This window comes from Plantactinospora sonchi, from assembly GCF_036422035.1.
Classification (GTDB): domain Bacteria; phylum Actinomycetota; class Actinomycetes; order Mycobacteriales; family Micromonosporaceae; genus Plantactinospora; species Plantactinospora sonchi.
The window spans coordinates 50,563-64,914 of record NZ_JAZGQK010000010.1 but is presented as its reverse complement, the minus strand read 5'-3'; the positions used below and the strand labels follow the sequence as shown (position 1 = coordinate 64,914).

12 protein-coding genes and 1 pseudogene are annotated in these 14,352 nt (G+C 72.2%); 1 reads left to right on the top strand and 12 read right to left on the bottom strand.

Annotation, left to right across the window (positions count from 1 at the left end; translation table 11 throughout):
- The first annotated feature begins 1 nt into the window (after position 1).
- The gene (locus V1633_RS12360) at positions 2 to 1,066 is read left to right on the top strand and encodes a cytochrome d ubiquinol oxidase subunit II (RefSeq protein ID WP_331214409.1); all 1,065 of its coding nucleotides are present in this window, start codon (positions 2 to 4) and stop codon (positions 1,064 to 1,066) included.
- 395 nt (positions 1,067 to 1,461) lie between these two features.
- Here V1633_RS12360 and V1633_RS12355 read toward each other — a convergent pair whose 3' ends face one another.
- From V1633_RS12355 to V1633_RS12300, 12 genes and pseudogenes are all read right to left on the bottom strand, one after another.
- The gene (locus tag V1633_RS12355; protein ID WP_331214408.1) at positions 1,462 to 1,944 is read right to left on the bottom strand and encodes an SRPBCC family protein; all 483 of its coding nucleotides are present in this window, start codon (positions 1,942 to 1,944) and stop codon (positions 1,462 to 1,464) included.
- A gap of 184 nt (positions 1,945 to 2,128) precedes the next feature.
- Complete coding sequence (locus V1633_RS12350; RefSeq protein WP_331214407.1) at positions 2,129 to 2,704, bottom strand: hypothetical protein; 576 nt, start codon at positions 2,702 to 2,704, stop codon at positions 2,129 to 2,131.
- Between the two features lie 151 nt (positions 2,705 to 2,855).
- Positions 2,856 to 3,482, bottom strand: a pseudogene (locus tag V1633_RS12345) (TetR/AcrR family transcriptional regulator); the annotation flags it as partial.
- The gene (locus tag V1633_RS12340) at positions 3,377 to 4,852 is read right to left on the bottom strand and encodes a methyltransferase (protein WP_331214405.1); all 1,476 of its coding nucleotides are present in this window, start codon (positions 4,850 to 4,852) and stop codon (positions 3,377 to 3,379) included. The gene V1633_RS12340 and the pseudogene V1633_RS12345, both read right to left, overlap by 106 nt.
- Positions 4,849 to 5,745 (bottom strand): SRPBCC family protein, encoded by an 897-nt coding sequence (locus V1633_RS12335; RefSeq protein WP_331214404.1) that lies wholly within the window; start codon positions 5,743 to 5,745, stop codon positions 4,849 to 4,851. Before V1633_RS12335 ends, V1633_RS12340 begins: the two co-directional genes overlap by 4 nt.
- 178 nt (positions 5,746 to 5,923) lie before the next feature.
- A complete protein-coding gene (locus V1633_RS12330; RefSeq protein ID WP_331214403.1) occupies positions 5,924 to 9,724 on the bottom strand; it encodes a S8 family serine peptidase in 3,801 nt (1,266 codons plus the stop codon).
- Positions 9,721 to 10,947, bottom strand: coding sequence for a CU044_5270 family protein (locus tag V1633_RS12325; protein ID WP_331214402.1), 1,227 nt, complete (start codon positions 10,945 to 10,947; stop codon positions 9,721 to 9,723). Before V1633_RS12325 ends, V1633_RS12330 begins: the two co-directional genes overlap by 4 nt.
- Positions 10,947 to 11,555 (bottom strand): RNA polymerase sigma factor, encoded by a 609-nt coding sequence (locus V1633_RS12320; RefSeq protein ID WP_331214401.1) that lies wholly within the window; start codon positions 11,553 to 11,555, stop codon positions 10,947 to 10,949. The genes V1633_RS12325 and V1633_RS12320 overlap by 1 nt, the downstream gene beginning before the upstream one ends.
- Positions 11,556 to 11,806: 251 nt before the next feature.
- The gene (locus tag V1633_RS12315; RefSeq protein ID WP_331214400.1) at positions 11,807 to 12,127 is read right to left on the bottom strand and encodes a DUF1416 domain-containing protein; all 321 of its coding nucleotides are present in this window, start codon (positions 12,125 to 12,127) and stop codon (positions 11,807 to 11,809) included.
- 4 nt (positions 12,128 to 12,131) lie between these two features.
- Positions 12,132 to 12,980, bottom strand: a complete 849-nt coding sequence (locus V1633_RS12310) for a sulfurtransferase (RefSeq protein ID WP_331214399.1) — start codon at positions 12,978 to 12,980, stop codon at positions 12,132 to 12,134.
- Between the two features lie 176 nt (positions 12,981 to 13,156).
- The gene (locus V1633_RS12305; RefSeq protein ID WP_331214547.1) at positions 13,157 to 13,234 is read right to left on the bottom strand and encodes an Ms5788A family Cys-rich leader peptide; all 78 of its coding nucleotides are present in this window, start codon (positions 13,232 to 13,234) and stop codon (positions 13,157 to 13,159) included.
- Between the two features lie 186 nt (positions 13,235 to 13,420).
- Positions 13,421 to 14,233, bottom strand: a complete 813-nt coding sequence (locus V1633_RS12300) for an LmeA family phospholipid-binding protein (protein WP_331214398.1) — start codon at positions 14,231 to 14,233, stop codon at positions 13,421 to 13,423.
- Positions 14,234 to 14,352 lie beyond the last annotated feature (119 nt).

The window sequence follows — 14,352 nt, the reverse complement described above, 5'->3', positions numbered from 1 at the left end:
GATGCCGGAAGTTTGGTATTTCCTGCTTGGTCTGTTCTTCGCCACATATCTGGTGCTCGGCGGATACGACTATGGCGTGGGCATGCTGCTCACCCGTACCGCCCGGTCGGTATCCAACGCGGACGTCGGATCGGCGCACGGTAGGCGGGCTCCCGGCACCGAAGCGGAACCGCGCCGGGCCACACTCGCCGTGCTCGGCCCGTTCTTCCTCGGCAACGAGGTCTGGCTCGTCGCGGCCGTCGGTATCCTGTTCGGCGCCTTTCCCGCGCTGGAGGGGGAGTTCCTGGCTGGCCTCTATCCTGCCGTCCTGCTCGCCCTGGTGGGGGTGGTCGTGGTGACCGCCGCCGTACCTATGCGCAGCCGCCCGACGACTGCCCGGAACCGGCACGGCTGGGATCACGTCGTGGTCACCGGTAGCTTTCTCGCGGCCTTCGGCTGGGGTGCGGTCATGGCCGGATGGCTACAGGGCGTACCGCTGACCGGGGTCGGTCACGTCGAGGGCGTCGGTCATGTGTTCACCCCGTTCGTCCTCGCCGGAGGTCTGGCCCTGGCCGGGCTGATCGCCGTGCACGGCGCCGCCCTGCTCGCGCTCCGGCTGCCCGTCGAGCCGGCCGCCCGGCTCGCCCTGCTCGGGCACCGGTTGGTGCCCGTCGCGCTCGTCGCGCTCGTCGTCGCCACCGTGCTGGGCCTGCTCTCGGAGCGGGTACGGCAGAGCGTGCAGCAGCCCGCCGCCGCGGTGCTGCTGCCGTTGGTGCCGTCCGTGGCCCTGCTCGTCGCCCGGTGGGCGTTCGCCCGGCACCGGGCGGTCCTCGCGTTCGCCGCCACCTCCGCGGCGCTCGCCGTGCTGGTGCTGCTGATCGGGGCGGCACTGTTGCCGTACGCTCTGCCGTCCAGCCTCGATCCAGCGGCGGGGCTGACCGTCCGGCAGGCCGCCGCCAGCGAGCCGACCCTGTCGTTGCTCGGCTGGTTGACCCTACCGCTGCTCCCCGTCCTGTTGGGCTTCCAACTGATGTGCTGGTGGGTGTACCGGGGGAGGCTCAACGCGGGTACGCCGACGTACTGGTGAGTCGCTCCCGCCTCGGCCGGGCCGCGGCCGCCGTCGTACTCCGACAAGAACAGCGGGTTACGGGCAGGGCTGGTCGGCGCGCGGTGCGCCAGATAGGTCGACAGCAGCACCCCCGTTGGCGCCTCGTACGCGACCACGCGCTCGCGCCGGTCCTGGTTCCCCGGTCGTGGTGGACCGGCTCCGAGCCGCGTTCCTCGAGGATCTCAGGCGTACCCGCAGCAATGGAGACGTGACGGGGCTGGGGCTGGGACCGCTCGGGCGGGCGCCTGTTGCCACCGCTGATGCGAGCGGCTCCAACGGCTCCCGCCCCCGCGAACGACATCAGCGTCGGCACTTTCGTCGCTGTCCTGGTGCCTGTGACCTCCGTGGGCTACGGACTCTCGACACGAATCTCCTCACTCAGGATGATCGGCCTCGAGGTACGCGGTGAGCCGTTCGAAGAATTGGACCCAGCCGGCCCGTGCGCGGTCCGCGTGGGCCGGCGCGGTGTGGTACCCCGCCTGGCAGAACCGCATCTCGGTGCGGCCGAGAAGGTCGACGAACGCGACGGTCACCACCGATGCCGGGGTTCCGTCGCGGTTACTCGGGTCGCCGGTGGTGAACACCAGACGCTCCGGCCGATCGACGTCGACGTAGGTGCCGCTGAGCCGGGACGCCGGCGCGTTGTCGCGCCAGATCTCTGCCTGCCAGGAGCCGCCCGGCCGGACGTCGAGGTCGATGTGCTTTCGTGGAGTGCTGAAGCCATGCGGCGCGAACCAGTGCGTGAGGCGCTCCGGGTCGGTCCACGCCCGGAACACCTCCTCCGGCGGCGCGTCGAGAGTGATGACGAGCTGGTACTCGACGTCGGGTCCGCGTTGTACGGCTGCTGTCTCCGTCATCGGTCTGTCCCTTTCCGATCGACTGAACGACCGGACGGGTCTCCGATCGTTACGCCGACAAACCTGCCCGGCCGCGTTATCGATCGGTATTCGGCTCGTTATCCATGAACCGGTCCGCGAGGGTGCATCATCGCGCTCGCCTCACCGGCGTCATCGTGCCCGCCGCACCGTCCAGTGAGAGGTTCTACCCGTGTAACCGACACCCTTCCAGCCGGCGCACGACGACGTTGGCCAGCGCGGTGTCCTGGATGCCGAGGCCGGTCAGGTCGGCGATGGTGACGTCGGTGTCGCTGGTGCGGCCGGGCGCCGTACCGGCAAGAACGGCTCCGAGTGTGACGACGGGCAGCGAGGCGAGTGTCGCGTCATCGAGATGTTTGAGTTCGCCGAGGCGGCAGGCCTGGGTGTGGTCGTCGACGGCGATGCGGTCGGCGCGGGCGATGACGTCAAGACCCAGCTCGCGCTTGTGGGGGGCGTCGGAACCGACGGCGGTGACGTGGACCCCGTCGGGTAGCCGGTCCACGCGGACGAGCGGTTCGGTCGCCGGGGTGACGGTGATGATCAGGTCCGTGCTGGTGAGCCCGGTGCGGATGTCGGCGGCAACCGTGACCCGCCACCCGTGCCGGGCCCGCGCCCAGTACGTGGCAAGGGTTGGTATGGCGATGTTGCGGCCGGTGACCACGGCCACCGCCCGACTGGCGACGTCGACCTTCCCGGCGCGGCGCGGCGACCTCGACAACCAGTCCGTGCTGCCCAGCCCCAACCCGCGATCTCCATGCGGTCACCCGCCGAGCCGACGTGTCGCCGACAACCGCCGGCCGGAGTGTGTTCCCGGCAATTCTGGATCACGTTCAGGAGCGACGGCCGCGTTGGCGCTCTTTCGGGCCGGTCGGCTCCGGATTGCGGTGACCGTGGCGGCCGGCGACCCGGTGGACGGCGGCCTGCACCGCCCGCCTCGGCACCGGGCCGAGATTGTCGACCACGTCGACCAGGACGGCGAGCTGTTCGAGGGCGGCGAACGCCTGCCCGGCGCCGTCGGCGTCGACGCCCTCGTAGAGTTCGAGCCCGACGAAGGCGGCGGAGAGCGCCCGGGCCAGTCCGCCGATGTCGGCGATCTCCGCGAACGGTGAGCCGGCGAGCACCCGACGCAGCACCGACTCGATCTCGTTGATCCAGAGTTGCAGCGCGGCGGCGGTCGGCGCGGCGAGCCGCTCGTCCCGCTGCGCCCCGGCGAGGAGCTGGGCCAGGATCGAGACGTGCCCGAGGCCCTTCTCCTGGTCGTGCAGGTCCCGGCCGACGTCGAGCAGCTCTCGCAGCGTAGCGACCTCGGCGAACCGGTCGGCGTAGTGGCTCACCCGGGCGGCGGTGCTGGTCGTGCAGGCGGCGGCGAGGAGATCGTCGACGGTACCGAAGTGGTAGAAGATCAGCGCCTGGTTCACCCCGGCGGCGGCGGCGATGGTACGCGCCGACACGCCGGCGATGCCGTGCTGGCTGACTGCGGCGAGCGCCCCGTCGAGCAGTCGCTGTTTGGTGTCGGACATCCCTCTCCTCGCCGGCCGGCCGGGCCTCGCGCCACGACGGTGCCGCCCGCCGGGTGCCGTGCCGGGGCGGCGTCGCCGCCCGGTCGGGCCGGGTGCGGCGGTGCGATCATCGCATCGGTGACCGCCTGGGCGAGCCAGGCCACTCCCGGCAGTCGCAGTGACCAGCCGACACCGGCCCAACCCAGGTTGACATGGTCCAGTGCGTGGGCGACGGCGGCCACCCCCCGTTCGGTGCGGCCGTCGCCGCCCTCGTACCGGGCCCGCCACAGCACCTCGGGATGCTCGGCGGCAGGCCTGATCACCAGCCGGTGCGGGCGCCGTCGGTGGAGGAAACCGGCCACCGCCCGGCAGGTCCCGCAGTCCGCGTCGATCCAGAGCACCGCCGGCGGCGGGTCGGACGCGGGGACCGGCGACGGGTACGGCCGCCAGCGCGGCCACCAGTCCCGGACCTGACTCCGGTACGCCCGCCAGGCCGGGCCGTACCGCTGGTCGAGGTACCGCCGCTCGTGCGGGCCGGCCACGGCGACCCCGAACGCGACAGCGGCCAACGCCGCCACGGCGAGCCAGCCGCTGCCGGTGGACGCCGCGATCAGCAGCAGCAGGCCGACGGCGCTGACCTGCATAGGGTTCGCCAGGTAGGCGTACGGGCCGGTGGTGACCAGCCGTCGGGGCGGATCCCACGGGTACGGGGTGCCGCCGCCGCATACCGCGAACTCCCGTACCGCCGCCAGTGCCGGTACGGCGACCAGCAGGCCGACCTGGGCGAGCAGGAACAGCCGGTCGGCCGGCAGAGCAGTGAGCCGTGCCCAGGAGCCGTCGCCGTACTCGAAGACGGCGGTCGGTACGAGCCACAGCGTGACCGCGGTGAAGACGGCCATCTGGAGCAGCACCCGGGCGGTCAGCTGCCGCCGGTCGGCGCTCCACCGGCCGAGCAGTTGGGCGGGCAGCGCCACCAGCAGCAGACCGACCAGTTCGCCGACCAGCCAGTTCGGGGCGAGCCGGACCAGTGGCGCCAGCTCGGGCATCGTCACCGCGTCGAGCCAGAGCAGCAGGCCGAGGGCGGCCGGTACCGGCACCACCCGGCGCAGCAGCACCGGTACGGGTCCCCACAGCACCGCCCAGCCGAGCCACAGGTCGACCGGCATGCCCCGGAACGTGCCGTCGACCTCGGCAAACGTGTACCAGCCGGTGAGCCGGGACAGTTCGTGCAGGGCGGCGATCCCGACCGCCGCCGCGATCCCGGCGAGCAGGGCGGCCAGCCGGACGTCCCGCCGCCGGTCCGGTGCGGGGTGACGTCGCTGGTCGAGGCGGGCCGCGCCGAGCAGCAGCGCCAACGGCACCAGCAGGCAGAGATAGCGCACCGTCGTCACGTCAGGGCCAGCATGTCGAGCAGGTGGCCGGCGCCCTCGTGCATGAGGGCGTCCTGGACCGGGCCGAAGTACCAGGAGGGGTCGAGGCCGCGCTGGTAGGCAGCGGTGACCCGGACCTCGGTCTGTCCGCTGTCGACGGCTCGCCAGTTCAGCTCGGCCCGTCGCCAGGTCACCCAACGGGCGGTGATCGAGGTGTCCTCGGTGAACCGGAAGCCGATCCGGCCCGGTTCGGCCCGCTCGACCTCGACGACCAGGTGCCCGCCCGGCCCGTGTGAGCTGCCGTGGTACGCGAAGACCCACCGGTCGCCGACAGCCAGCCCGTCGCCGGAGACCTGCCGGGGCAGCGGTACGCCGAGCAGCCGCAGCGGCACCGACCGTACCGGGACGGGTTTCGGGCCGGCGGCGATCCGCTCGGCGAACTGGTCGGCCGGCAGCGTGATCCGGCGGACGACCTGCACCGACTGCTCGGGGTCGATCCGCAGCCCGTCGGTGCTGCCCTCGACCCCGCCGGCGAGCAGCAGCGGCAGCACCGCGACCGCGTAGTAGGGCCGGTTGGCACTCCGCCACCAGTGGATCAGCGCGGTGGTGCCGTGCACGACCCCGTAGACCAGCGGCGCCGCGAGGATCACGCAGACCGCGCCTTCCTGCAGCGCCACCGAGGCGAGCAGCAGGCAGACGGTGGTGAACAGGAAGACCCGGCCGTGGGCGGTACGGGCCGGCGTCATCGCCAGGACGACCGCCAGCAGCACTGGCAGCCCGACGAAGAGCAGGGCGCTGTCGGTGCGCCCGGACCGGACGGCGAGGGTGAAGCCGACGACTCCGAACATCCCGATGAGCCCGGTCACGATCCAGTTGGCCGTCCGTGGCCGTGGTGGCTCCTCTGGTGCCGACATCTGCTGCTCCCTCCACCGCACGGCGTCCACCGGTCGCCGATTTGAGCGGGCGCTCAAATCCGAGCCTCAGCATAGGAGTGTTGAGCGAATGCTCAAACCCCTTTGCCGGGTGACCCGGACGACAACGGGCCCCGCCGACCACTGTCGACCGGCGGGGCCCTGAGACAGCAGCAGAGCGTTATCCGCCGACCTGGTACGCCCGGAGCACGGTCTGCTCCACCGCATTGCCGTCCGCGTCGGTGGCGCTCGCCCGCAGTGACACGTGGCCGGCCCGGTCGTGCCGCACCGACGCCAACCAGCCGGTGCCGTCCCGGCTCACCGGCACCGCACGCCAGGTCCGGCCGTCGTCGTACGACACGGCGACGGTCACCGACACCACCGGCCGCTCGGCCACCCCGTCCTGCCGGTGCACCGAGATTCGCACCGGTTCCCGGCCACCGACCGGCACCCGGTTACCCAGGTCGACCGGCGCGTCGAGCAGCATCCCCAGCAGCGGCAACGCCTTGCGGGACGACTCCGTACCGGACCGGAACGTCCAGGAGCCGCTGACCGTGGCGCTCAGCCGCCAGGTCGGCGAGTTGTGGGTCGCCGAGGCGGTGAGCCGGTACGTCGCCACGCCACCCGGTACGGCGAACTGCCCCCGGCCGGGCTGGCCGACGGTGCCGACCAGCTTCCCGTTCCGGTACAGGCTGGTGCTGCCGGTGGTCGCGTCACCGAAATCGGAGGTGGGCTTCGGATGGCCGGCGGCGTCGGTGAACATCGGCAGCACCACGTCGACGACATCGCCCTGCCGACTCACCCACGGCCGGTCGAGGTTGTCCACGGTCGGCCCGGTCAGCGCCGGACCCACCACCGCCCGGTCCCAGTCGACCGTCGGGTTGGCACCCGGACGCAGACTGAGCTCGGCCCGCGCGTTCGCCGGCGAGACCTCGTTGTAGAACGTGACCAACCATCTCCCCGGTGTGTAGTACTCGGTGCGACGCATGGGTGCGAACACCGGCAACGTGAACATCACCCCGTGGTGGTCGTCGTCCAGCAGCAGCGAGGACCGGACCTGCCGTACCCCCTCACCCGCGTCGTGGTAGCTGGTCGGGACGGCGGCCAGTGCCGCGGTCGTCGGCCGGTACGCCAGGTCGGCCGGAACCGCCCCGCGAACCTGGTGCCCCAACTGGTAGCGGTACGGGCTCAGCGGATACCCAATCACGGACACGGTGAGCCCACCCCCGTCGGCGAGTGCGACAAGACGGTCGAGTCCCGGAAAACGGGGCCCCGAGCTCATGGTCGGCACGGCGAGCGGCTCGTCCGCCCACTCGAACCACCCGGTCGCCATCAGCACCATCCGGGCGCCCCGATCCGCGAGCTGCCGCACCACCGGCGCCAGCGCGAACGCCTCTGACGTGTCGTCCGGCGAGGTGAGCACGACGAGCGCGCCGGCGACGTCCACACCGGGCAGTTGCCCGGCCGGACCGACCGCGAGCCGGACCACCGGCAGGTCCGCGGTCCCCTCGAACGGCGGGACCGGTCCCGGCCGCCAGAGCCAGCCAGCCCGGACCGGGAACCGCTCCGGCGCGGTCGCCGAGAGTTCCAGCACCGGCCGTTCGAGGACGGCCAGGTCGGTGACGGTGAACTCGTCACCGCTGACCCCGGGCGCGCTGCCCACCAGCATCTCGCCGAACCGAGGTTCGAACACGTTCGCCATGCTGGTGTCGTTCGGGGCACCGGACCACCGCGCACCGAGGGTGATCTCCCGTAGTCCGTCGGTCGCCGCCGGTTGGTCGGCGACCCCGAGCGGTACGGCCCGGGCCCACCGGGCGTCCACGGTGACCGTGGTGTCGTCGGCGACGGTCAGCCGGGGATAACCGAGCGCCGCCCGCCGGAGGCCCACGCTGCCCGGGGCGACATCCAGTTCGACGCTGCTCAGCAGGGCGTACCGCCCGGCCGGCACCGACACGGTGCCCGACGCACCGGAGACGAACTCGCGGATCCCGCTGGTCAGCGGATCGACGCCGACCACCATCGTGGTCGCCGCGTCGGTCGGCGTACCCGCACGGCCCAGCGCCCGGACGGTGACCTCGTGGGTCTCGGCCTCCTGCCGCACCGCGACCGGGGTCCGTACGCTGCTGCCGTCGGCGGTGGCGACCAGGACCCCGCCGTACGTCCCGGCCCTGCTCTGGCCGGCGATCCGCACCGGGACGGTGGCGCTGCCCCGAGCCGGCACGGTTAGCGTGGTCGCGCCGGGCGTGACCAGCCCCGGCGGGGCCGATTGGCCTGCGGTGTCGGTCAGCTCCACCGCCAGCCGCAGGGTGACCGGCGTCGACCCGTCGTTGCGGTAGGTCAGCTTCCGGGTCACCCCGGTGGACCCCCAGGGCAGATTCGCGTTCAGGGTGGCCGTCTCGGCACGTACCGGCTGGGTGACCGCCCGGGCCACGTCGAGCCGGCCGGCGCCGACGTCGAAGACCCGGGACTCCCGGGCCGGCGTCGCGGCGCCGACCAGGGCGGCCTTGAGCTGGGCGCCGGACCAGTCCGGGTGCCGCTGCGCCAGGAGCGCCGCCGCCCCGGCGACGTGCGGGGCCGACATCGACGTGCCGGAGAGTGGCACGTGGTCGGGATCGCCGGCGATCCCCGGGTACGCCCCGGTCGCCCGCGCCGCCACGATCGCCTCCCCCGGGGCGGCGATCTCGGGCTTCAACGCCCCGTCGCCGACCCGGGGGCCCCGGCTGGAGAACTCGCTGACCCGGTCGGCGGCGTCCACACTGGAGACCGCGAGAGCCGTGTCGGCGCTGGCCGGAGCATCCACCGGCGCGTACGCTCCCCTGTTTCCGGCGGCGGCCACGACAAGCGTGCCGTGTTCCGTGCTGAGCCGGTCGACCGCCTGGCTGACCGGGTCGGTGCCGTCACTCGGCGCGCTGCCGAGGCTCAGGTTCACCACCTTCGCGCCGGCCTCGGTGACCGCCCACTCCAGACCGGCGAGGACCCACTCCTCCGGCCCACGGCCGGAGTCGTCGAGAACCTTGCCCACCGCCAGCTTCGCGTCCGGGGCCACCCCACGGTGCCGACCGTCCGGGCCCGAACCGGCCACGGTCGCCGCCACGTGGGTGCCGTGCCCGAACCGGTCCTCGACGTCCCCGGCCCCGGTGAAGTCCTCCGCCGCCGACACCCGTCCGGCGAGGTCCGGATGGTCGGTGTCGTAGCCGGAGTCGAGGACCGCCACCGTGACGCCCTTGCCGGTCCAGCCCGCCCGCCAGGCGGTGGGCGCGCCGACCTGCGGCACGCTCCGCTCCAGGTTCGCCTGGTAGCGGGCGTTCAACCACACCTTCCGGACGCCGCCCCGGATGCTTCGCGCCCCCGGATCCGCCTGACGTACCAGGTCCGCCCAGAACCGGGCCGCCGTCGTCTTCGGCTGGTCGTTCGCGGTCAGGTTCAGCCCCGGCAGTGCCCGCCGGGCCGGCGTCCCCGCCAGCGGAGCCGCCCGCCGGGCCTGGTCGGTGTCGGCGTACTCGACGAGCAGCGGCAGGACCTGACTCGTCCGGTCGCCGTAACCCTGGGCGAGCAGACCGGTGACGTTGAACAGTCGTTCGTCGAGCAGGTCGGCCCGGAGCAGGGGTACCGCGTCGGTGGGGATCACGAACCAGTCGCCGTCCCGCTGGTAGCGGGCGTACGAGACGGTACGGGGGCTGGGCCGGACGGAGCCGTCGCGTCCGGTCGCCGGTTGGACCGAGGGTCCGTCCGGGTCGATCCGGACGGTGTCGCCGCTGATCAGGGTCACCGTGCCGCCGGCCCCCAGCCGGGTACCTCCGGCGCCGGCGGTCCCGCCGTCGCCGACCGCCGCCGCCGACCCGGCCAGCTCCGCCGCCCCGCCGTTGCCGGGGGCGGCCGCACCGGCCGGGAAGGGGACCGCGAGCAGTACGACCGCGGTCAACCCGGCGGCGAGCAGCTTCGCGCCGCGACCGGGTCGCGACCCGTCCGCACCGGCCGTCATCGGGTCTCACCGATCTGGTCCACGAACGCGTACCTGGGCGCACTCTGGAACACCACCGTGCCGGCCGGGAGGCCGCGCGATGCCCGGACCGTGACGATGCGGAAACCGAGGAGTTCCCGACCTGTGGTGTCGAAGACCAGTTCCTCTCGTTGACTGTCGTCCAGGGTCGCGGCGTCGTTGACCCGGCCGATCGCGATGCCCTGCCGGCCGCCCAGCTCGACCTGACCGTCGATCCGCTCGACGCCGGGGATCAGCGCGACCGCCTGGTAGAGCGCGGCCCGGACGTCGGGCGGCATGATCGGGTCAGCTTCCTTGAGCAGATCCAGGGCCGCGGTGAAGACCTCCTGGTCGGGCGAGTGCTTGTTCCGGTCGCCGACCGCCGTCCGCAGCGTGTCGAGCAGCCGGACCGGATCGGTCGGCAGGCTCGCCAGGTACGCCGGGGTCGGCCGGTACAGCTCGCCCGGGTCCCGGGTTTCCCAGCAGGTCGTACAGCCGGGGGGCGGTTCGTTGCCGGGCGCCGGCCCGTCCTCCTCGACCTGGGGCGGCGCGTTCAGGTCGTAGCCGAGTTTCCGGACCGCCTCGGCATCGGCCGGGGTGACCGGGGTGCGACTGGTTCCGTTCGAGATCCGGGTCCGCATCGCGCGCAGGCCCTCGATGGTGGACCACATCTCGTGCCGCCGCCCCACCCGGATCATGGCCACCGGCCCGTCACCCTCGACGTCGCCGATCAGTCCCGTGTGCTCCTCCTCGACCACCCGGTAGATGAACTGCCCGGCCCGGAACTCGACGGCGGAACCGAGTCGGGCGTTCGCGGCGGCCAGCCGCAGCACCGTTCCGGCGTCGTCGCGGTCGCCGATCGCCACCGTGGCCGGTTGGCTGGTCGACCCGCCCCGGTCCGGGTCCTCGGGCACCGTCGCGGTCGGACCGAGCATCGGTACGACCAGCGCGGCGGCGACCGCCCCGGAGATCCCCAGACCACCACCGATAGACCAGCGCCACCAGCCGGTCTTCCGTCCGGCCGGCCTCGCCACCCCGGCCCGGTGGAGTCCTGCCGCCGCCCGTGCCCGACGGAGTCCCCGCGCCGTCACACCATCCGAAGTCGACAGTGCTGATTCGTTCCTCGCCCGCTCCACCAGGGCCGCCCGGGACCGGGCCACTGTCTCGGCGGACGGCGCGGGAACGTCGCCCAGCACGTCGCGAATCATCCGCAGGTCGTCGTCCATCACAGCGCCCCCATGTTTCGTTCGTCGCGGGTCGGACCGGTGTCGCCGAATGCCTTGCGCACCTTGCGACGTGCCCGGCTGAGCCGGGAGCAGACCGTGCCGTAGGGAATGCCCAGAGCCGTCGCGACCTCGTGGTAGTTCAGGTCGCCGAGTGCGACGAGCAGCAGCACGTCGCGGTCCCGGGCCGAGAGCGAGCGCAGCGCCTCGGCCAGTTCCCGTCGTACGCTCTGCGCGCTGACCATCGCGGCGATCCGGTCGTCATGGCCGACGGCGAGCGGGTCCTGCGGCGCCCGGGCCAGTGCCCGGTACCGCCGCTCCTCGCCGCGGCGGTGTCGGCGGACCAGGTTGGTGGCGATGCCGTACAGCCAGGCGCGGACGTGCCCGCCGGTCGGGGTGTGCGCCTGGAAACTGGTCCGGCGGTCGAAGGCGACCAGGAAGGTCTCGGCCGCCATGTCGTCCGCGACGGTCGGGCCGAGGCGGTTCGCCACGAAACGGTAAATCTCCGGGTAGTACCGGTCGAAGAGCACCGCGAAGCGTTCGGGTTCGTGATGCGACTGTCTGAGCAGTTCGACATCGTCCGCGCGGGCCACCTCGGGCGGCGCGTTCACGACAGGGGTCCGGTCATACGGTGCAGTCCTCCAAGAGCGTCAACAGATCCGACACCCCTGTACGCCCGATCCCCGCTCTCCCCTTCACACCTTCCGGCAGCCGTCGCAGACGACCTCGGTGCCCCCGGCCGACCTGTTAGGAAGGGGCCCTTCCTATACAGGAAACGATAAGAAGGGGCCCTTCCTCACACACGACGGGGCCCCGCCGATCCGGGATCGATCGGCGGGGCCCTCAGGTCGGCGGTGTCGGGTCAGCCGACGGTGACACTCACCTCGTTGATGCCCCGGCTGACGGTGACCGAGGCGTCGCCGTTGCCGTGCCGGGACAGCGCACGCAGCGTCCAGGTGCCGGGCGCGGCGAAGAAGCGGAACTCGCCGGCCGGCGAGGTGACCACCTCGGCGGTGAACTCGCCGGTCGAGTCGAGCAGTCGGACGTACGCGCCGTGGACGGCCTCGCCGGACTCGGCGTTGACCACCCCGGTGATCACGGTTTCCTTCTCCAGGTCCAGGCTGGCCGGAAGCGGGGCCGCCTGGTCAGGTGCCGCGCAACTGGCGGCGATCGGCGTGGTCATCTGGTCACGCCTCCCCCGGCTCGTCGCCGAGCGCCACCGGCACGCCGACCAGCGAGCCGTACTCGGTCCAGGAGCCGTCGTAGTTCTTCACGTTCTGGTGACCGAGCAGCTCCTTGAGCACGAACCAGGTGTGCGAGGAGCGCTCGCCGATCCGGCAGTAGGCGATGGTGTCCTTGCTGCCGTCCAGCCCCGCGTCGCCGTAGATCTTCGCCAGTTCCTCGTCGGACTTGAAGGTGCCGTCCTCGTTCGCCGCCTTCGACCACGGCACGCTGATCGCGGTCGGGATGTGCCCGCCGCGCTGCGCCTGCTCCTGCGGCAGGTGCGCCGGGGCGAGCAGCCGGCCGGCGTACTCGTCGGGCGACCGGACGTCGACCAGGTTCTTGGTGCCGATCGCGGCGACCGCCTCGTCGCGGAAGGCGCGGATCGACAGGTCCGGCTCCTGCGCGACGTACCGGGTCGCCGGCCGGGTCACCGCGTCGGTGACGAGCGGACGGGCGTCCAGCTCCCACTTCTTGCGGCCGCCGTCGAGCAGCCGGACGTCGCCGTGACCGTAGAGCTTGAAGTACCAGTACGCGTACGCCGCGAACCAGTTGTTGTTGCCGCCGTAGAGGATGACGGTGTCGTCGTTGCCGACCCCCCGCTCGGAGAGCAGCGCCTCGAACTGGGACTTGTTGACGAAGTCCCGACGCACCGGGTCCTGCAGGTCGGTCTTCCAGTCGAGCTTGATCGCGCCGGCGATGTGCCCACCGTCGTAGGCGGTGGTGTCCTCGTCGACCTCGACAAAAACCACGCCGGGGGTGTCGAGGTTCTTCTCGGCCCAGTCGGCCGAGACGAGTGCGGTGTCGCGACTCATCAGATCACTCCTTGGTGAGGATGGTGTTGGTGAGCCTGCGCGTGCGGGTCGACCGAAGTTGTTTGTCGCATGTCACGCGCGGGACCCATTGACAGGTACGGATCACGGGTACGTGCGACGGCGCCGCTGCCGGGCGTGGAGAGAGCTCAGGGGGTACGCAGAGAGCAGCTCCGCCGTCAGATGACGGAGCGACACAGGCAGGTGGCCACGCGGCACAGGTCGACCGCGCGCCGTTTGGTGAGGAGCGTCCCCATGGTGTGGCAGCCTATCAGCGCGATGGGCCGGTTACTAAGGGCCGACCACGATCCGGGATCGACGGATCGGCCCGCGACACCGTTCGGCGGCAGGTCGTGGCCCGTCCGGCGGGACAACGACAACCGTGCGGGGCGACGACGGCAACCGTCCGGGGAAGGCGCCGCCGTCGCCGGGCGACGGTGGGGTCAACGCACCTCGTTGAGGGCCACGTTCCGGGCCGTACCGCTGATCGCCAGTCCGGTCGAGCGGGGGACGATCTCGGTCACCTCAACCGGGAACGGCAGCGCCGGCAGCGGCACCCGTACCGACAGGTCTTCGGCGAACCCGTTGACGAAGGTGCGGACCAGCGGGTTGTCCGGCAGGTCCGGGGAGGTCAGCCCGGAGAAGCTGATCAGGATGTCGTCGCCCTGCGGGGTCAGCTTGGCGTTGCCGCGTACGGTGATCCGCTGGTTGATCAGGGGGACCTGCACCGGCGCGGTGACGACCAGTTTGCCCTCCTCCTCGCGCAGTTGCACACCGGGCTCGTCGATCAGCGCCACGACGCTCTCGTACGTGACGGTCAGCGTGCCCCGGACGGTGTCCGCGGTGATGTCGCCCTGTCCGGAGCGGAGCGTGTCCAGCGCGGCGTTGACGCCCTCGGCGTCGATCGTGGCCTCCGGCACCGACACCGTCGTCGCCTTCTCCGCCACCGGCGTCTCCACGTCGCGCAGCACGATCCGGATCGAGTCGTAGCGGCCGTCGACCACCTGGGTGAGGAAGGGGAAGCCACCCACCGTCACATCAGGGCTGGCGAACGTGACGTTCCGCTGGGTCAACTCCCGGTTGACCTGGTCGGCGACCATCCGCTCGGCGACCCCGACGGCGACCCGGTCGGCGACCACGACCAGTCCACCCAGCACGAGGAGCAGGACGAGCAGCACGATGAGTACCCGCCGACCCCGTCGCCGACGCGGTCGCTCCTCGTGCGCCTCGTCAACCGCCGGATAGCTCTCCGCCACGCCGCCTCCCCTGTCCCCACTGTCGGATCGCCCGATTCGTGGACCACTATCTACCCGACGGCACACGTCCCCAACCGTCGACGCGGTCCGGCCCCACCCCACCCCGGCGGTCGGATCGC